The organism is Pseudomonas yamanorum, from assembly GCF_013386765.1.
GTDB classification, from domain to species: Bacteria; Pseudomonadota; Gammaproteobacteria; order Pseudomonadales; family Pseudomonadaceae; genus Aquipseudomonas; species Aquipseudomonas yamanorum_A.
Genome location: NZ_JACARE010000019.1, coordinates 131,794 through 148,071, shown reverse-complemented (window position 1 = coordinate 148,071; position 16,278 = coordinate 131,794). Strand labels below are relative to the sequence as shown.

The following is a 16,278-nucleotide window of genomic DNA, read 5'->3' as shown; positions in this document are numbered from 1 at the left end:
GCTGAAGCTCGACAGCTCCTACGGAGGATTGTTGGCGTGCGCGATCTCTTGAGTCACAGACATCAGCGGGAAAGGTACGTTTGGCCGCGGCCTCGTCAGCCAGGCGGGCACGCTGTTCAAGGCTGCGAAGATCAACTGTAGGAGCTGTCGAGCTTTAGCGAGGCTGCGATGGCGGATTGGCAGGCGACATCTTTATCGCCTGAAAGGGCCTCTTCGCAGCCTCGCTGAAGCTCGACAGCTCCTACGGAGGATTGTTGGCGTGCGCGATCTCTTGAGTCACAGACATCAGCGGGAAAGGTACGTTTGGCCGCAGCCTCGTCAGCCAGGCGGGCACACTGTTCAAGGCTGCGAAGATCAACTGTGGGAGCTGTCGAGCTTTAGCGAGGCTGCGATGGCGGACTGGCAGGCGACATCTTTATCGTCTGACAGGGCCTCTTCGCAGCCTCGCTAAAGCTCGACAGCTCCTACGCTGGATGGTCAGATCTCTTTGGGCCGATCCAGCTTGCGCGTCATGGTGTAGATCGCCACCCCGGCCGCCAGGAGGCCTGAGGCTGCGCCGACCGCCAGTGCCCAGCGTGGGCCCAGATGGTCGGCCACCCAACCCACAATCGGTGCTCCAATCGGTGTGCCGCCCAGCGCCACGCCCACCCGCAGGGCGATCACCCGGCCGCGCATGGACGGCTCGGTGGTGAGTTGCATCAGGCTGTTGGTGGTGTTGCTGAAGGTCAGGGCGCCCACGCCGATGATCACCAGTGCCCCGGCGAACAGCCAATAGTTCGGGGCAATCGCCGCCAGTGTGCAACCCACCCCGAACACCAGTGCGCCGATCAGCAGCGCCTTGAAGTGCGGCCGCTCGCGACCGGCGGCGAGTAGCGCTCCGGCCACGGTGCCGATGGCCAGGGTCGACGTCAGCAGCCCATAACCACGGGCATCGGCGTGGAACACCGTGACGGCCATGGTCGAGATGAATATCGGAAAGTTCATGCCGAAGGTGCCGATCAAGAACAGCATGATCAGGATCGCCATCAGGTCCGGCCGTGCCCACACATAACGCAAGCCCTCGGTGAGGCTGCCCTTGGTGCGCAATGCCCGCAGGCTGGTGTGCAGGCCCGAAACCCGCAGCAGGAACAGCGAGGCCAGCACCGCGAAAAAGCTCGCGCCATTGAGCAGGAAGGCCCAGCCGGTGCCCACCGACGCGATGGTCACGCCGGCCACCGCCGGGCCAATCATGCGGGCCATGTTGAATGAGGTGGAATTGAGCGCGATGGCATTGGACAGGTCCGCTTCGCCCACCAGTTCCGCCACGAAAATCTGCCGCACCGGCGCGTCGAACGCCGAGGCGCAGCCGGACAAGAACGCGAACAGATACACATGCCACAACTGGACAAAACCGGTGAGGGTAAACACCCCCAGCATCAGCGCCAGCACGCCCATCACACCCTGGGTGACCATCAACAGCTTGCGCTTGTCGTAGTGGTCGGCCGCAAAGCCGGTCCAGGGCAGCAACAGCAATTGCGGCCCGAACTGCAACGCCATGACGATGCCGACGGCCGAGGCGTTATGCGGCGTGAGTTGGGTCAGCACCAGCCAGTCCTGGGCCGTGCGTTGCATCCAGGTGCCGATATTCGACACCAGTGCACCGACGGCCCAGATGCGGTAGTTGACGCTGCGCAGCGAGCGGAAAATGCCCATCGAACTCACACCGGCCTTGAAGGATTACCACCGTTGAAGCGCCCGAAATGCTGCGCCAGGAACACACTCAGGGCCAATGCCCCAAGCCCGAGGGCGAGCACATCAGCGGTGCTTTCGAGCGCGAAATCCCCGACCCGGCAGACCAGCACGTAGCCGATCGCCAGGTTGAAAAATCCCCAGAACACATTCAGCGTCGAGGACGACCGACCTTGCCCGCGAGGCTTGGCAAACGGCGTCTGGAAGGCCTGGCCCATCACGCCGGCGACGCAATGCGGCAGCGCGTTGGCGAGGAACACACCGCCGAAGAAGTAAGACACCAGCTCATGCCACTGCATGGTCACGCACCTCTCGTTTCAAGCAAACCGATGATGTCTTGCGCCGTGCCGGTTTCCCCCAGCTTCGGGAACACCTGATGCAGGCTGTAGTGGTGCGCCTCGGGGTTTGCGTCAGTCATGGCGTCGATGGCCAGGGTCACGTTGAAACCCGCTTCATAGGCCTGGCGCGCGGTGGACTCCACGCCGGTGCCGGTGGCCACTCCGGTGATCACCACCTGGGTGACGCCGAGGGCCTTCAACTGCGACTCGAGGTCGGTGCTGGCGAAGGCGCCCCAGGTGCGTTTGGTCACCAGGATGTCGCCGGGTTGCTGATCAAGTGCGGGCAGCAGGTCGGCCCATCCCGCCGGAAATACATCGCTGCGCCGTGGCCGCTCGGTGCGCCCGGGGGCAAAGCCTGTGACGTTGACCAGCACCACCGGCAAGCTGCGTTCACGGAAGGCGTCGAGCAGTGCGCGGGAGCGCTCCACCACATCGCCGATCGGGTGGATGAGCGGGTATTCGGCGATGCCTTTTTGCAGGTCCACGATGATCAGCGCGGTGTTGGGATCCAGCGAGGTGACGGCCATGGGATGTCCTCAAACGGGAAGGGGTGGTTCAAAAGTCGGCGAGGCGCTCCAGCAGCTTTACTGCCGCCGCAAGTTCGGCCTGTTCTTCGGCAGACAGTTGCTCTTGCAGCGCCCGCAGCAGCCAATCGTCCTTGGCTGCCCGGCTGGCGATGAGGTGTTTGCGAAAGGCGGGTGTCAGGTCGATCAGGGTTTGTCGGCCGTCGCTGGGGTCGGGTTTGCCCCTGATCGCTTTCATCGTTTCAAGCCCGGCCACGGTGATGCGCATGGACTGCGGGCGCACGCTCTCGGCCCGGGCCAGGGCCGAGACGGTGCTGGGCCCGTCACGGTCCAGGCGCAGCAGCACCGACTTCTGGGCCGAGGTGAAATCATTCGGATGGGTTTGTTCCCGCAGCCGGCGTATCAGCTTGCCCAGGGAGATGCGCAGCTCGGCGGCCAGGGCCGCGGCGGATTGGGTTTCTGAAGTGTTGGTAGATGCGTTCATGCCCGGACATTAGCATGCGTGCAGGAAAACTGTACAGTTTAGCTGTATGAAATTTTTGTCAGAAAACCCCGCATCAACCGTCCCTGACTGAGCCTAATTTTGCCTTGCGATACTCATCGGGTGTCTCGCCCGTGAGCTTGCGGAACATGCTGATAAAGGCCGAAGAACTGCTGTAGCCCAGGTCAAGCGCGATGGTCTCGACGGTGGCGCCACTTCGCAACAGGCTCAGCGAGTGCATCACCTTGAGCCGTTGTTTCCAGTGGTTCAGCGACATCCCCAGGTCACGCTGGCAGCGTCGCAGCAGCGTGCGTTCGGTGGCGTTGACCAGGCGCGCCCAGTCGGCCAGGGAACGGGCGTCTGCCGGGTTCTGTTCCAGGGCTTCCAGAATGGGCGACAACACAGGGTCATTGGAGCCGGGCAGGTAGGAGCCGACCCGCGACGTTTGATTCAGCTTGTCCAGCAGCACGTAGAGCAGGCGGCTGTCTTCCTCGGTTTGTAGCGGCGCGGGCGGTGAGGCCCGCAGGTCGTCGAGCAGGGCGCGGATCAACGGGGTGATCGTCAACGCACACGCGGTGTCCGGCAAGTGCTCGCACAAGGGCTGCGCGATATACAGCGAAGAGTGATAAGCCTCCTGGCGATTGAGCGCCAGGTGCTCGGCCTCGGGCGGCAGCCACAGGCCAAATTGCGGCGGCACGATGAAGTGCTCGTCGGCCAGCTTGATCTCCATCACGCCGCTGAACGAATACACAAATTCGCCCCACGGGTGCCGGTGCCACGGGTAGGTGGTCAAGGCCTGCATCTGCGCGGCGCGAAAGTACAGCGGTGCCGGCAGCTCATCAGTGAAAGGCGCAACGACCCGGTGGGCAAATGGCTTGTTCATGAGGATCACGCAACGAGGCTGGTCGAATGGCTATTGTGCGCTATCGCTTGTCGTTTTGGCGCTATATCCAGCGGTTCCGCAGATCGCAGACTCCGCTCATACAAACGTGTGTGGGAGAGTGTCGTGGATAAGCGTCAGCCGATTGATGGGCCCGCAGCGGTCACCATGACGGTGATGTGCGCCATCTGGGGGCTTCAGCAAGTGGCGATCAAGGTCGCCGCGCCGGATATTGCGCCAATCTTCCAGATCGCCCTGCGCTCCGGCATTGCGGCGGTGCTGGTGGGCCTGATCCTGATCCTGCGCCGAAACAGGATGACCTTGAACCTCGACACCTGGCGCGGCGGGCTGCTGGTGGGCGCGCTGTTTGCCCTGGAGTACGTGGCCGTCGGCGAGGGGCTGCGTTATACGTCGGCCGCGCACATGGTGATTTTTCTGTACACGGCGCCGATCTTTGCGGCCATCGGTTTGCACGTCCGATTCCCCAGTGAACGCCTGACGGCAGTGCAGTGGGGCGGAATATTACTGGCGTTTGCGGGCGTGATCGTCGCGTTTTTTGCACCCGGTGAAAGCAGTGCCTCGATGGCCGATCAACGCCTGGGCGATGCGCTGGGCTTGCTGGGCGCTGCGGCGTGGGGCGCGACCACGGTCACCATTCGCTGCTCGCGGCTGGCCGAGGCACCGGCGCCACTGACCTTGTTCTATCAGCTCGCCGGGGCGTTTGTGATCCTGGCTGCATTGGCGTGGGCCACCGGGCAAACCGGGGTGCATTTTTCGGCCATCACCGTAGCGAGCCTGGCGTTCCAGACGGTGGTGTTCTCGTTCCTGAGCCTGCTGGTGTGGTTCTGGATGCTGGGGCGTTACCTGGGCTCGCGCCTCGGTGTGCTGTCGTTCATGACGCCGTTGTTTGGCGTGGTGTTTGGGGTCTGGTTGCTGGACGAGACCTTGCAGTCGTCGTTCATTGTGGGCTCGGTGTTGGTGCTGGTGGGGATTGTGGTGGTGAGTGGGCATGATCTTTTCAGGTTGCGCATGGCCAGGCTCGTCAAGGACTGATACGTTCACGGGCCGGATATTCCTGAACCTACTTTCTCCTGCACAGGCGCTCTACCGTGATACCAAACACTGATGAAGAACGCCGCCAACTCAAGTCGGCCTGCACGGCCGAGATCAGCGGGTTTGCAGAGCCCACGCCTGCCCAGTGGTTCCAGGAAATGGCGGATTGGGCCCAGGCCAACCATGTGTCCCATGACCATTATGGCGGCGGGGCGCTGATCGAAGGCTTTGAAGCCAAGGTCGCCGAACTGCTGGGCAAGCCCGCTGCGGTATTCATGCCCAGCGGGGTGATGGCGCAACTGATTGCGGTCAACCTCTGGAGCGAACGACGCCGGCTGCCGCGTTTCGGGATCCATGCCTCGTCTCATTTGCAGCTGCACGAAGAGCAGGCGTTTCAGGCCTTGCTGCACTTGCATGGGGTGATCGTGGGCCACCGCTTGCGACCGATCGTTGCCGACGACCTGGCAGCGGTGGCCGAGCCACTGAGCTGCCTGGTGGTGGAGCTACCGGCCCGCGAGATCGGCGGGCAGTTGCCCGAATGGGACGAATTGGAGGCCTTGAAAGCTACCGCTGCGGCCTCGGGTACACCGCTGCATATGGACGGGGCTCGCCTGTGGGAAACCCGGGCCTTCTACCAGCGCTCCTACGCCGAAATCGTTGAAGGTTTCTCCTCCGTGTACGTCTCGGCCTACAAAGGCCTCGGTGGCATCGCCGGCTCGCTGCTGGCGGGCGATACCGACTTTATCCAACAGGCACGCCTGTGGCGCCAACGGATGGGCGGCACCTTGATCAAGCAGAGCCCAATGGTGGTCTCGGCGGCCATGCGCTTTGATCAGCGCCTGGGGATGCTGGAGGCCTGCTATCAACGCACCCTGAGCCTGGCGACCTGCCTGCAGGCGATTCCCGGTATTCGCCTTCTGCCGCGCACGCCTCAGGTGAACATGCTCCACCTGTTTTTCGACGCAGACCGGGCGGCACTGCTCAACGCCCGCGACGAGATTGCCAGAGAGCACGGGTGTTGGCTGTTCACAAACCTGGAACCCACAGACGTGCCGGGGTGGTGCAAGACCGAGTGTTATGTCGGTGACCGGTTGTTGGGCGTGGAGGATGAGCGGGTTGTGCAACTGTTCACGGACTTGATGCGGCTAGCGGCTCAAGCCGTCTGACATCAAGCCGGCGCGGGGCTGGCCGGTCGCCGGCTGGCCCCTGGCGGCTGCCCGGTAACTCGCTTGAACGCCCGGCTGAACGCCGCCTGGGAGTTATAGCCAAGGCGCTGCGCCACGGTTTCGATCGGCAACCGCTCCAGCGTCAGCCACTGGCTGGCCAGGCGCATCCGCAGTTCGGTGGCATAGCGCAGCGGCGGTATGCCGAGCGTGGTTTGAAAGTGCTGGGCGAACACCGAGCGCGAGGTATGACACTGCGCTGCCAGTTCCTCCACCGTCCAATCGCGCCCAGGCTGTTGGTGCAACGCCAGCAAGGCCTTGGCCAGGCGCGGGTCGCGCAGCGCGGCCACCAGGCCCGAGGCATTTCCGCAGGCGCATTCAACCCAGCCCCGAACCACCATCGCCGCCACCACGTCCGCCAGCCGCGCAAGAATGCCGGCGAAGCCGATGCGGGCGCTGCTGACTTCACGCTCCATGGCGGCCAGGATCGGCATCAGCCCCGGATAGCGTTGGCCCTTGGCGTCGATCAGCATCAGGTCCGGCATCAGGCGGCCAAGGCCGTGCAAACTGCCCAGCTCAAACTCCATGCAACCGCTGAAGAGCAGGGCGCTTTGCGCCACGCCCACATCGGCCCGGGCATCCACGGCGCACACCGCATCACCGAGAGACGCGGCGTCGAAGCTGGCGATGTCCTGCACCGGCACCTCCGGGCTGGAGAGCAACTGGTGGGCGCCCCCATGGGAGATGAACACCGCGTTGCCCGGCGTCAGCTCGTACAGGGTGCCGTCCTCGGTACGCAGGGTGACGCAGCCAGCGGCGACAAGGTGGAAGTAGGCGTGCCCGGGCCTGGCCGCAAAGCCCAAGCCAAATGCCGGCCCGGCCTGGATGCGGCGGTACTCGACGCCACTCAGGCGCATGCCGCGCAGCAACTCGTTGATAAGGTCAGAGGACGCGTCGAACGGATCGGTAGGCATCATTTCCGGGGTTTCGGTAAAGGATTCAAGATTCCGCATCATAGATCATCCTGATCGTCGCACCTAGACTTCCGGCCTCGATAACGTTTGGAGGATGTCTGGTGATGAGCAACAGAGTGTGTGATGCGGATGCCGTACCGGCGACACCCGCCTGGATGGCGGTGTTTTCGTTGGCGATGGGCGTGTTCGGCTTGCTGACGGCGGAGTACCTGCCGGCCAGCCTGCTGACGCCGATGGCGGCCGAACTCGGCGTGTCGGAAGCCTTGGCCGGGCAGGCGGTGACGGTCACGGCGGTGGTGGCGTTGTTCGCCGGGCTGCTGGTGCCGGGCCTGACCCGCGGGATCGACCGGCGTGTGGTGCTGCTGGGTTTCAGCGCGCTGATGATCTGTTCCAACCTGCTGGTGGCGGTCTCGTCGAGCCTGGCGGTGTTGCTGCTGATGCGCGTCCTGCTGGGCATCGCTCTGGGCGGCTTCTGGAGCATGGCGGCGGCGGTGGCGATGCGGCTGGTCCCGGCGGCGCTGCTGCCGCGTGCGCTGTCGATCATCTTCAGCGGGATCGCGGTGGGCACTGTCGTGGCAGTGCCGCTGGGCAGCTTTTTGGGCGGTCTTTATGGATGGCGCAGCGCGTTCCTGGCCGCTGCTGCCGTGGGCGGCGTGACCCTGGTTTTCCAGCTGTTCACATTGCCGTCGCTCGCACCCCGCAGGACTGCGCGCTTGAGAACGGTGCTCGACGTACTGCTGCGCCCGGGCATCGCCGTGGGCATGTTGGGATGCGTGCTGGTGCACACCGGGCACTTTGCGCTGTTCACCTATATCCGGCCGTTCCTGGAAAGCACCACCGGTGTCGGCGCCGAAGGGCTGGCGCTGATGCTGCTGGGCTTCGGCGTGGCGAACTTCGCCGGCACGCTGCTGGCGGGATGGCTGTTGGTCCGATTGCCGCGCGGCACCCTGGTGCTGATGCCCGCGCTGGTGGGCGTTGCGGCGCTCGCCCTGGCGCTGTTGCCCGCTAGCGTGACGGGCCAGGTGTGGCTGTTGATGCTCTGGGGCCTGGCGTTTGGCGGGGTGCCGGTGGCCTGGTCGAACTGGGTGGCGCGGGCGGTGCCCGATCAGGCCGAAAGCGCCGGCGGCATGGTGGTGGCGTCAGTGCAGTCGGCGATTGCCGCCGGGGCGGCGGCGGGGGGCGCGATGTTCAGTTTCAGGGGGATCGACGGTGTGTTTGTAGCGGCGGGAGTGTTGATGTTGCTGGCGGCGTTGTTGATTGCGTTGAAGGTGAAGGTTGAGGCATCTCCACAGGGCGCGGAGACGGGGGCGGCGTTCCACCTTTGAAAAACGTTAGAGAGGAAAGCCACTCCCGAAACACGGCAAGCCTTTCCTCTCTTTACTTCAGCCTTCACGCAAAATAACCTCTGCCTCGCCGGCGCCGTCCTGCCGCCGATTTCACCTGTGTTCGAAGACCTGGACGGGAATCGTATTGATGCAGGCCAACCGCTCTAGCCGAGCGAACAGGGAAGAGACTATTGGCGATTACCCATGTTGTTCACACGCTGCGCGCACCGTCCGAACTTGATTACTACGACACCCGGTCGGTACCGCTGCCAGCTGACATCACCGCGCTGGAGGCCTGGAACATCATGACCGGCGAACCGGGGCCGTTCTTGCGCCAGGCGTTCCGAATCAGGGACGGGATTTCCTCGATGTTTGGCGTGAAGCGCATCGGCGGGTTCTCCGGCACCCGGCGCGAGACGGTGCAGGTGGGTGACCGGCTGGACTTCTTCCTGGTGGAGCACTGTGCCCGCGACATGTTGGTGCTGACCGAGCGTGACCGACACCTGGACGTGATGATCTGTCTTGCGATCGCCGAGCGCGTGCTGACGATCACCGCATCGGTTGTCACCCATAACACCTACGGGCGCCTCTACATGCTGCCGGTCGGGCCGGCGCACAAGCTGATCGTCAATCATCACCTGAAGCGGCTGAGGCGAAAGCTGGAAGACCGGGCCGCAACGCCTGGCGGGTAGGGGCATTCAGCCGCCTATGGCGCCAGTCTGCTTCAGACTCGGCGCATGATCGATTGTTTAGGGAAGAATGGAATGACACTCAGGGTGATGGTGGTCGGTGGCTACGGCAACTTCGGCAGCATCGTGTGCCGGCACTTGGCGCTGGCGCCGGGCATCGAACTGGTGGTCTCGGGCCGCGACCCACACAAGTTGCAGCGCAAAGTCGATGAGTTGAAAAACCACTCGCCCGCAGGCTGCGAAGGCTGGTGCGGCGATGCCATGGGCGCCGGGTTCGCCGCTGTTTTGCCGTCGATGAACATCCAGCTGGTGATCCACACCGGCGGCCCGTTCCAGGGGCAATCCTATGCCGTCGCCCAGAGCTGCATCGACGCAGGCGTGAACTACTGCGACCTGTCCGACTGCCGCACCTTCGTCAACGGTGTGGGCGTGCTGGATGCACAGGCCAAACTGGCGGGCGTGGCTATTCTCAGTGGCTGCAGCTCGGTACCGACGCTGTCGTCTGCGATCATCGACCAGTACCGCTATCGCTTCACGCGCATCGACTCGATCGCGCATGGAATTTCCTCTTCCGCCAAGATGCCGGGCCTCTCGACCGTCGAAGGCGTGCTGGCCTACGCGGGCAAACCGATCAAGCAACTGCGCAATGGCCAGGTGCATGAAGTGCTGGGCTGGCAGGACCTGACGCTGCGCAAGATGCCCCAGCTTGGCACACGAGTCCTGGCTAACGTGGACGTGCCCGACATGGGCATTTTCGCCAGCCGCTACGGTGCCCACACCCTGAGCTTCAAGGCCGGCGCGGGGCTCAAGCTGGGCGGTGTCGCCAACGGCCTGCTGGCCCAGGCGCTGCGCATGGGAATCGTACGCGACCACGTCGCCTGGGCCGCACGGTTGCACCGGCTGGGCACCTGGTTCGAGCGCTTCGGCGATGGCAAAAGCGCGATGTACATCGACGTACACGGCCTCGGCACAGACGGGCAACCGCTGTCCCTGGCGGTGCAACTCACGGCCCTGAATGACAAAGGCCCGGAAATCCCCAGCTGCGCCGCCGTGGCCCTCGCCATCAAAATTGCCCAAGGCTACGTGCCAGAACCCGGCGCGCGGCCATGCGTGGGTGAAATCACCGTCGACGAATACATGGGCGCCATCAACGACCCGGCGAACCTTAGCCTGAGCGTGCAGTTCTCCGACGGGCAGGGCTGACCCATGCTCTATCTGGGCCTGAAGTACATTCACATCCTCGCGGCGATTTTTCTGTTCGGTTTCGGCATGGGCTCGTACCTGTACCTGATCGCCGCGAGCCGTACGGCCAACCCGCAGGTGATCGCCCATGTGGCGCGGATGGTGGTGCGGTTCGATACCTGGATTACCACGCCGGCGGGTTTTATCCAGATCATCACGGGCTTCCTGTTGATCAGGCTTGCCGGGCTGCCATTGACCACGGAATGGGTGCTGACCTCGCTGATCATCTTCCTGTGCGTGGGGGCGCTGTGGCTGCCGGTGCTGGTGTTGCAGAAGCGTTTGCAGCAGATGGCGTTGAGTGCGGTTGAGACGGGCAGGGCGCTTGATGATGGATACGCCGGTGTTTACCGCAAATGGTTCTGGATGGGTGTTTTCGGGTTCTTGGGGATGTTTGTGATCGTGATGATCATGGTGACGAAGATGACGCCGTGGCAGTTGGTTGGGCTGCTGGTATAGAAGGGCTGGATAAGATTACGTTCCAGCCCTGGTATTCCACGCCACCCCACACAACGCCAACCCCGCCACATTCAGCGACACCGGATTAAACGCCTCCCTGAGCATCCCCGGGCTGAACACCGCCACATCCACCAGCAGCCCCGCCAGCGCAATCGCAGCCACCGCAATCGGCCAGGCGCTGCGCGGTGAAAGCAGTATCCATAACGCCAACACCATCTCCCCAGCACCTGCCAGCGTGGCGAACAGCTGCACCTGCTCGATCCCGTGCGCCTGGATCATCGCCCGCTCGCCCTGGCTCAGCCATAGCAGCTTCGGCACCAGCCCATGGTAGGCAAACATGAACGCCAGGCCGCCCCGGGCGATCCAGTTGATGCGCACCAGGGCGTTCATGGCTGGGCCTTCAAAAAGCGCTGTTCATGATCGGGATCCGGCAACAGGCAGGTGTCGTACTTTCCGAAGAGCCGATAGCGATTGCGCGCGATGCGGTCGTACGCCCAGTCCCGAAGGACACGCGGGATGGCGCGCAGCACCAGCAATGGGCGCCAGCGCGCCGGCAGTTGCGCGATGATTTCGAACACCGCCTCCGAACGCTCCCAATAGTGCCGGTCGCGGATCACCAAGAGGGTGTCGAACTGATCCAGCGGCAGCCCGGCCCAGGCCAATAGCGCCTGACCTTCGGGCGACTGCACCGCCGCCAACCGCACGCGGTGGTCGCGGTCATGGCGAATCAGGAACCTTGCCCAGCCGTTGCACAGCTTGCACACACCGTCGAACAACACCACGGTTTCATCGGGCTTGAGGAGTGGCGCGGGAGTAGGGCGGGTTTGAGAGGCGGGCATGAGGGTGGGTCCAATCGGGCCGGGTCAGCCTGGATCATACCCGCGTTTACTCACACTGCTCAGCCGAGGAATGGAGATCTCATAAACCACGAGAGTTCAATGTGGGAGCTGGCTTGCCTGCGATAGCATCAACTCGGTGTAACTGATACACCGAGGTGTGTGCATCGCAGGCAAGCCAGCTCCCACATTGGATCTTTGTTGTAGTGGGGATTGTGTTCGCTTAACGCGACAACACCGCCGCCGCGCCTTTTTCCTCCGAGCCCACGTCATGCAGCGAAATCCGCGACGTCTCCGGCAACGCCAACCCACCCGCCAACGCCAGCACCGCCACGGCAATCAGGTAAAACGCCGGTGACAGGTTGCTGCCCGTGGTACTGATCAACCACGTCGCCATCAACGGTGCCGTACCCCCGAAGATCGTATAAGCCATGTTGTAAGTAATCGCCGAAGCGGTATAGCGCGTGCGAGTCGGAAAGGTCTCCGACAGCAACGCCGCCGTCACCACCCCGCACAACACCGCGCCCACCGCCAACAATATCACCCCGACCACCGACGCCGCGAACGAGCCGGAACTGGCCATCAGGAACGACGGATACACCACCACCATCAACAACACACACGCCGTCATCACCGTAACCCGACGCCCCACCCGATCCGAATACAACCCCGCCAGCGGGCAGATCGCCGCCGCAAAAATCAGCGCGATCAGCGACACCAGCAACGCCATCGCCCGGCTCAGCCCACCCGCCACCTGCAGATACGTCGCGAAGTAGGTGGTGAACATATAAAACGACAGCGCCGTGAGCGACACAAAAGCGCCCAGGCAGCAGATCGCCGCACCATGGTTGCGCAGGGTTTCCTTGAGCGGCGAGTGAGCGACCGCATGCTCTTGCTTCACCGCCTGGAACGCCGGCGTCTCATCCAGCTTCCAGCGCAGGTAAAGCCCCACCAGCCCCAGCGGCGCAGCGATCAGGAACGGCAAGCGCCAGCCCCAACTGCCCATCGCCTCGGTGGACAACGAAGCTTCCAGCGCATACGCCACCACGGCCGCCGCCGCGAATGCAGAAAACGTAGACACCGGCACAAAGCTGCCGTACCACGCGCGCTTGTCACTCGGCGCATGCTCCATCAGATAGGCACAGGCCCCGGCATATTCGCCGCCGGCGGAGAAGCCCTGGGCGCAGCGGATCAGCGACAACAGAATCGGCGCCGCTACGCCGATGGCGGCGTAGGTGGGCAGCAGGCCGATCAGCGTGGTGGCGCCGGCCATCAGCAAAATTGTCATGGCCAGCGTGCGTTTGCGCCCGATGCGGTCGCCGAGCATGCCGAAGAAAATCCCGCCCAGGGGCCGGAAGGCAAAGGCCACGGCAAACACCGCGAAGGTCTTCAGCAGCGCCGCGCTGGCGTCGCCGCTGGGGAAGAATTGCTGGGCGATGGTGGTGGCCAGAAAGCCGTAGACGGCAAAGTCGAACCACTCCACGAAGTTACCGATGCCGGCGGCGATGATCACTCTTCGCAGGGTTTGGGGGCTGACCTGTTCGGTGGATGGGCTCGTCATGGGGGAAGGCCTCGGCGGTGGTAGGGGGATGCTTGATTATCGGGGGAAGGAGGTTGGGCGGCGGGGCTCAAAAGAGTCGTCCGCGTAGTCAGTAACGACTTGATGGGGTAGGGGAGGCAGGAATTGGGCCAAGTCCTGGGGACGAACAGCCTCGGCGTACCTGGCCAGGGGTGAAATGATTTAAACCCGGCGCGCGCCTTCCAGACCCCGCCGGCTGCACTGGTCACTTCATCCGGCCGAACTGAAAGCTGCCGAAACGCGGTCAAAAATGTGGGAGCGGGCTTGCCCGCGAAGGCGGTGTATCAGTCAGCAAATTCGTCACTGATCCACCGCCTCCGCGAGCACCCCTGCGCCCCCAGCCGACGCATCGTCGGGTAACTCATACGCACCCAAGCATTCGACAGAATTGCGTTAGAAAACGGGGCGACAGATGACTTTCCCACAGGTTTTTCCGGATGGCGCGTCTGACGATTCGTTTTTTGTAGAACCTGGCCGAACGGACAGTTGTCAGGGTTTGGGCGGTCCAGCAGCATCTCTGGCGCGCCATTCAGGCGCAATCGCCTGCTTGGGCGCCAGAAAAGGACAGCACAATGGAACACGCAGCGCCTCGCCTATATACCAATGAAGTGTCCCTAGAATTTCTCCAGACCCTCGACAAATCGCACTTTACCGAGCAACAGCTTGCAGACTTCCATGAAGACGCCTTGGCGGTCGTTAATCAGCGGCAGGCTTACATCAAAGCTCACCCTCCAGTTGCTATTTACCGCGTAGCAGCCGAGGGCAGCCAAACCCGTAACGGCGGTGTGATTCAACAAGCGACTACCCCCATGGAATTCAAGTTGGATAACGGCCAGCAAGTGCGCGCGGCGCAGAAGGGCGATTACGCCGTATATGCCGATGGCAGCAAGGCCCAAATCGTGACCGGGGCGGGGGAAGGCAATAGCCATTTTGCGCTGGTCGGCAGTCGTCTGAGCAATGGCGACGAAATTATCAATACGCCCCAAGGTGGCTGTGTGTTCATCGCCCGTGAAGGCGTGCTGCTGGCCGAGGATTTTCTGCCCGCTATCGAGCGCGTGGAGACACATCAATGAGCGAAGGTTTTTTCATCGGTAAAGGCAATAAAACCACCTGCGGCGGGGAGGTTCTGGATGGTGATCCCCGAGTCAACATATTGGGCCTGCTTCATGCCTGTGCCGGTGACCGGGTTACGTGTGGAGTGGACGGGAAAACGTATCGGATTGTCGGTGGCATTTCGCATATTGAAAGCCACGGCAGGCTGGTGGCGGGCACGCTGGACAGCCGCAGTGACTGCCCCTGTAACGCCCGGCTGATTCCCACGGAGTTAACAGCCAGATACCGGAACGAAAGCGCTGCACCGCAAGTGGGCAGGCGAACGGCGGAAGCTGCCCATTCAACGCTAGCCAGCCCTTCCGTAGCGCCGCGTCAATCGGCGTTTTCGGGTAATTCAGCCCCGCCAGTATTCAATAGTGTGGAGCTTCAGGAGCCTGGCTTCTATGTCGCGCCCCAAAGCATGACCCGCCAAGCACTGGAAGCCCTACTTTTCCCCGAACGCGATTTGACGGTGCTGAGCAAGTTTTGGGTGCTCAACCCTGACCTGAACGATGTTAAAGCCGGCTCGATGATCGTGCTGAGCGATCCAAAAAACACGTCCTGTACTTATCAGGAAGCGCAGTTGATGGAGGCTGCTCAGCAGGTCAAGGCGTCTTTGGATGGCTTGACGCCGGAAGAGGCGGATTTTCGATTTCGCTACGGTGCTGAAATTGCCAGCTATATCGGGTCCACCTCCGCCGCCACCTGGCTGGGCGTCAGCGCGGTGGTGATGGAAACGCATCTGAGCAATTTACGGGACACGCTCCAGGGCATGGAGCGTCTGCATCAGGAGAGCTATCGTCAGCATGGGCATCTTAAATCGCCGCAATTTTTCGCTGATCGTAAGCGACTGATGGGCCAGTTGAATGCACATTTGCTTAACTCCACACGTTTGCGGGGCCAAACGAGCTTGGGCGATCATCCCAAGCTCAAAACTGCGCTCGGGATATCCAGCCGAAGCCTGGTGCACCATTGGGATAAGGCCGGTGGGCCGGGGCAGATTCCGGGGTATGCCACGCATGTGGAGGCGACGAGTCGGGCGGCGAAGTATATGAAGGCGGGAGGGTATATCGCGATTGGTATTAGTGGGGTGTCTTCGTTGTTGGCGATTCAGGAAGTGTGTAGCGGGGATTCTGGGGCGGCTTGCGAGAAGATCAAGTTTACTGAAGGTGGGAAGTTCGGCTTGTCCACTATTTTTGGCGCTGCGAGTGGGTGGGTAAGTAGCATCGCTGGGGGGCCGGTTTGCGTGGTGCTTGGCGCCTCTACTGGTATCGGTGGTGTTGTCTGTGTCGCAGCCATAGTAGGGGCCGGCGCATGGGCGGGCACAACTGTCGGCGAGAAGGTTGGCGAACATATGGGGGAGAAAGTTTATGAGGCTATTCAACCATGACCGGTATCGACTCTTGGTCTCCCTGGGCAGCGATCATTTTTATAGGTGCTCCAACTCTGCTTGCAGCCGCCGGTCTTGCATTCAGTCTGTACCTTACCCATCGTCACCTGGGCGCCATAAAAGAGGCTTTGAAGAACAGCCGTTACATTTACATTTGGGGAGATAGCCTGGGTAAACGAGGTTTGATTTGGTCCTTGTTGGAGATGTCAAAAATCGCCGGGATGATTTTGATGCCCAAATCATACATCCGTCTCGGCGACTTGGACCCAATGGATCATGAGAGTTTTCCACCCTATCTGAAACGTCGCCTCAAAATCGTTACGGCGATGATCGTCACTTCGTTAATCTGGGTAGTACTGGTGGCAATGCTGCTGGAGTTTAGGTAGTTCTGGCAGGACCCTCCCTGAAGTTCGGTGTGTTAGCGCAGAGGAAAAAACGGGGCCAGACCACGATAGAAAATAGTGGAGCGTGACCGCACCCCAATCCACCTACACTGGCCATCCCAGGACGGTACGCAGAGCGCAACCT

At 62.3% G+C, this 16,278-nt stretch carries 18 protein-coding genes; 9 read left to right on the top strand and 9 right to left on the bottom strand.

Annotation, left to right across the window (positions count from 1 at the left end):
- Nucleotides 1-477: 477 nt before the first annotated feature.
- From HX875_RS16860 to HX875_RS16840, 5 genes are all read right to left on the bottom strand, one after another.
- Nucleotides 478-1,692, bottom strand: a complete 1,215-nt coding sequence (locus HX875_RS16860; RefSeq protein ID WP_177043999.1) for an MFS transporter — start codon at nucleotides 1,690-1,692, stop codon at nucleotides 478-480.
- 5 nt (nucleotides 1,693-1,697) lie between these two features.
- Complete coding sequence (locus HX875_RS16855) at nucleotides 1,698-2,027, bottom strand: hypothetical protein (RefSeq protein WP_177043998.1); 330 nt, start codon at nucleotides 2,025-2,027, stop codon at nucleotides 1,698-1,700.
- 2 nt (nucleotides 2,028-2,029) lie between these two features.
- A complete protein-coding gene (locus HX875_RS16850) occupies nucleotides 2,030-2,593 on the bottom strand; it encodes an isochorismatase family protein (protein WP_177043997.1) in 564 nt (187 codons plus the stop codon).
- Nucleotides 2,594-2,621: 28 nt separating this feature from the next.
- On the bottom strand, nucleotides 2,622-3,074 hold the full coding sequence (locus tag HX875_RS16845; protein WP_177043996.1) for a MarR family winged helix-turn-helix transcriptional regulator: 453 nt from the start codon (nucleotides 3,072-3,074) through the stop codon (nucleotides 2,622-2,624).
- Between the two features lie 73 nt (nucleotides 3,075-3,147).
- Nucleotides 3,148-3,954: an AraC family transcriptional regulator gene (locus tag HX875_RS16840; protein WP_177043995.1), complete on the bottom strand. Its 807-nt coding sequence runs from the start codon at nucleotides 3,952-3,954 to the stop codon at nucleotides 3,148-3,150.
- 123 nt (nucleotides 3,955-4,077) lie between these two features.
- Between HX875_RS16840 and HX875_RS16835 the strand changes: the two genes are divergently transcribed.
- Nucleotides 4,078-5,004 carry a DMT family transporter gene (locus HX875_RS16835; RefSeq protein ID WP_177043994.1) on the top strand — a complete coding sequence of 309 codons (927 nt, stop codon included), beginning with the start codon at nucleotides 4,078-4,080 and terminating at the stop codon, nucleotides 5,002-5,004.
- A gap of 56 nt (nucleotides 5,005-5,060) precedes the next feature.
- On the top strand, nucleotides 5,061-6,170 hold the full coding sequence (locus HX875_RS16830) for a threonine aldolase family protein (RefSeq protein WP_177043993.1): 1,110 nt from the start codon (nucleotides 5,061-5,063) through the stop codon (nucleotides 6,168-6,170).
- A 2-nt stretch (nucleotides 6,171-6,172) separates the two neighbouring features.
- Here HX875_RS16830 and HX875_RS16825 read toward each other — a convergent pair whose 3' ends face one another.
- Nucleotides 6,173-7,180 (bottom strand): AraC family transcriptional regulator, encoded by a 1,008-nt coding sequence (locus tag HX875_RS16825; protein WP_177044048.1) that lies wholly within the window; start codon nucleotides 7,178-7,180, stop codon nucleotides 6,173-6,175.
- Between the two features lie 65 nt (nucleotides 7,181-7,245).
- Here HX875_RS16825 and HX875_RS16820 point away from each other — a divergent pair, with 65 nt between their 5' ends.
- The 4 genes from HX875_RS16820 (at nucleotide 7,246) to HX875_RS16805 (ending at nucleotide 10,853) form a co-directional block, all read left to right on the top strand.
- Nucleotides 7,246-8,466 carry an MFS transporter gene (locus HX875_RS16820; RefSeq protein ID WP_177043992.1) on the top strand — a complete coding sequence of 407 codons (1,221 nt, stop codon included), beginning with the start codon at nucleotides 7,246-7,248 and terminating at the stop codon, nucleotides 8,464-8,466.
- Nucleotides 8,467-8,657: 191 nt separating this feature from the next.
- Complete coding sequence (locus HX875_RS16815) at nucleotides 8,658-9,158, top strand: DUF2867 domain-containing protein (RefSeq protein WP_177043991.1); 501 nt, start codon at nucleotides 8,658-8,660, stop codon at nucleotides 9,156-9,158.
- Between the two features lie 72 nt (nucleotides 9,159-9,230).
- Nucleotides 9,231-10,358, top strand: a complete 1,128-nt coding sequence (locus HX875_RS16810) for a saccharopine dehydrogenase family protein (RefSeq protein WP_177043990.1) — start codon at nucleotides 9,231-9,233, stop codon at nucleotides 10,356-10,358.
- Between the two features lie 3 nt (nucleotides 10,359-10,361).
- Nucleotides 10,362-10,853, top strand: a complete 492-nt coding sequence (locus HX875_RS16805) for a DUF2269 family protein (protein WP_177043989.1) — start codon at nucleotides 10,362-10,364, stop codon at nucleotides 10,851-10,853.
- A gap of 15 nt (nucleotides 10,854-10,868) precedes the next feature.
- Here the strand turns inward: HX875_RS16805 and HX875_RS16800 are convergent, their stop codons facing one another.
- The 3 genes from HX875_RS16800 to HX875_RS16790 form a co-directional block, all read right to left on the bottom strand.
- Nucleotides 10,869-11,243 carry a DoxX-like family protein gene (locus HX875_RS16800; protein ID WP_177043988.1) on the bottom strand — a complete coding sequence of 125 codons (375 nt, stop codon included), beginning with the start codon at nucleotides 11,241-11,243 and terminating at the stop codon, nucleotides 10,869-10,871.
- Nucleotides 11,240-11,692, bottom strand: coding sequence for a thiol-disulfide oxidoreductase DCC family protein (locus HX875_RS16795; RefSeq protein WP_177043987.1), 453 nt, complete (start codon nucleotides 11,690-11,692; stop codon nucleotides 11,240-11,242). Before HX875_RS16795 ends, HX875_RS16800 begins: the two co-directional genes overlap by 4 nt.
- 220 nt (nucleotides 11,693-11,912) lie before the next feature.
- Nucleotides 11,913-13,250, bottom strand: coding sequence for an MFS transporter (locus tag HX875_RS16790; RefSeq protein ID WP_177043986.1), 1,338 nt, complete (start codon nucleotides 13,248-13,250; stop codon nucleotides 11,913-11,915).
- A gap of 590 nt (nucleotides 13,251-13,840) precedes the next feature.
- On the opposite strand from HX875_RS16790, the gene HX875_RS16785 reads away from it, so the two are divergent.
- The 3 genes from HX875_RS16785 to HX875_RS16775 are packed head-to-tail and all read left to right on the top strand — an operon-like array spanning nucleotide 13,841 to nucleotide 16,136.
- Nucleotides 13,841-14,341 (top strand): hypothetical protein, encoded by a 501-nt coding sequence (locus tag HX875_RS16785; RefSeq protein WP_177043985.1) that lies wholly within the window; start codon nucleotides 13,841-13,843, stop codon nucleotides 14,339-14,341.
- The gene (locus tag HX875_RS16780; protein ID WP_177043984.1) at nucleotides 14,338-15,750 is read left to right on the top strand and encodes a PAAR domain-containing protein; all 1,413 of its coding nucleotides are present in this window, start codon (nucleotides 14,338-14,340) and stop codon (nucleotides 15,748-15,750) included. The genes HX875_RS16785 and HX875_RS16780 overlap by 4 nt, the downstream gene beginning before the upstream one ends.
- A complete protein-coding gene (locus HX875_RS16775) occupies nucleotides 15,747-16,136 on the top strand; it encodes a hypothetical protein (RefSeq protein WP_177043983.1) in 390 nt (129 codons plus the stop codon). The genes HX875_RS16780 and HX875_RS16775 overlap by 4 nt, the downstream gene beginning before the upstream one ends.
- Nucleotides 16,137-16,278: the final 142 nt, after the last annotated feature.

Bases quoted from the DNA above. Each gene is read 5' to 3' on its own strand.
- HX875_RS16860 (WP_177043999.1), bottom strand. From the start codon at position 1,692: ATGGGCATTTTCCGCTCGCTGCGCAGCGTCAACTACCGCATCTGGGCC.
- HX875_RS16855 (WP_177043998.1), bottom strand. From the start codon at position 2,027: ATGCAGTGGCATGAGCTGGTGTCTTACTTCTTCGGCGGTGTGTTCCTC.
- HX875_RS16850 (WP_177043997.1), bottom strand. From the start codon at position 2,593: ATGGCCGTCACCTCGCTGGATCCCAACACCGCGCTGATCATCGTGGAC.
- HX875_RS16845 (WP_177043996.1), bottom strand. From the start codon at position 3,074: ATGAACGCATCTACCAACACTTCAGAAACCCAATCCGCCGCGGCCCTG.
- HX875_RS16840 (WP_177043995.1), bottom strand. From the start codon at position 3,954: ATGAACAAGCCATTTGCCCACCGGGTCGTTGCGCCTTTCACTGATGAG.
- HX875_RS16825 (WP_177044048.1), bottom strand. From the start codon at position 7,180: ATGCGGAATCTTGAATCCTTTACCGAAACCCCGGAAATGATGCCTACC.
- HX875_RS16820 (WP_177043992.1), top strand. From the start codon at position 7,246: ATGAGCAACAGAGTGTGTGATGCGGATGCCGTACCGGCGACACCCGCC.
- HX875_RS16810 (WP_177043990.1), top strand. From the start codon at position 9,231: ATGACACTCAGGGTGATGGTGGTCGGTGGCTACGGCAACTTCGGCAGC.
- HX875_RS16805 (WP_177043989.1), top strand. From the start codon at position 10,362: ATGCTCTATCTGGGCCTGAAGTACATTCACATCCTCGCGGCGATTTTT.
- HX875_RS16800 (WP_177043988.1), bottom strand. From the start codon at position 11,243: ATGAACGCCCTGGTGCGCATCAACTGGATCGCCCGGGGCGGCCTGGCG.
- HX875_RS16795 (WP_177043987.1), bottom strand. From the start codon at position 11,692: ATGCCCGCCTCTCAAACCCGCCCTACTCCCGCGCCACTCCTCAAGCCC.
- HX875_RS16790 (WP_177043986.1), bottom strand. From the start codon at position 13,250: ATGACGAGCCCATCCACCGAACAGGTCAGCCCCCAAACCCTGCGAAGA.
- HX875_RS16785 (WP_177043985.1), top strand. From the start codon at position 13,841: ATGGAACACGCAGCGCCTCGCCTATATACCAATGAAGTGTCCCTAGAA.
- HX875_RS16780 (WP_177043984.1), top strand. From the start codon at position 14,338: ATGAGCGAAGGTTTTTTCATCGGTAAAGGCAATAAAACCACCTGCGGC.
- HX875_RS16775 (WP_177043983.1), top strand. From the start codon at position 15,747: ATGACCGGTATCGACTCTTGGTCTCCCTGGGCAGCGATCATTTTTATA.